Raw genomic sequence first — 748 nt, 5'->3', positions numbered from 1 at the left:
TCTATCTACTCAAGTACAAGTAATCCATCAACTCCATTGCCCAGCTCTCAAGGGGACGCTCCATTAAGATGCTTCTAACTGGGCCGCCACCACCCGCTGCTTCCCATCAAAAAAAGGCCTGAGGAAACAAATCCTCAGGTCCTTTTTAATGCGCTGATACCGACCAGCACTAAATACGTTCAAGAAAAGAAATTGCCATAGCGGCAATCCGCTTGAAACCCTCTTGATTCGGATGCAGCCGATCACTGGTCAGCAAGCCCAACGTGAAGCGATTGAATCCGCTCTCCGCGTACAAATTCAGCACAGGGAGCGCATACTCAACGCCGATGGCCTGAATGACCTCGACATAGTCTACTAAGCGATGACCTTCCGCATTCACGGAATCAATGTCGAAACCGTCTTTATCCCTTTGCAGCGGTGTCCATAAATTGAGGCGGCAAGCCGGATTTTTGCTCAAAATATCCTCCACCAAGGTAACATATGCTCCGTAAAATGTATGAATATCCCGCTCTTCCTTGCATCCAATCGGTTTATCCAACCGAAAATCATTCGTTCCCGCAAAAACGGTCACACAATCGTACCCGGGCTCCATTTGCCTGCCGACATGCACGGTCGCTCCGTAATCACGATCTCCTCCCGCTGTGAGCGGACATCCGCTTTTGCTTTCATTCAGAACGGTGGAGAACCCCAGCGCTGCACTTACCAATGGTTGATAACCACCTGCAGCTGAAATGCTATCTCCTAACGT

At 49.6% G+C, this 748-nt stretch carries 1 protein-coding gene; it reads right to left on the bottom strand.

Annotated elements, in window-relative coordinates; all coding sequences use genetic code 11:
- Positions 1-169: 169 nt before the first annotated feature.
- A partial coding sequence (locus AC1DUA_RS39600; RefSeq protein ID WP_477504876.1) for an SGNH/GDSL hydrolase family protein occupies positions 170-748 on the bottom strand: 579 nt, incomplete at its 5' end.

This window comes from Paenibacillus sp. 01T422, assembly GCF_056398785.1.
This window is presented reverse-complemented; position numbering and strand designations above follow the sequence as displayed.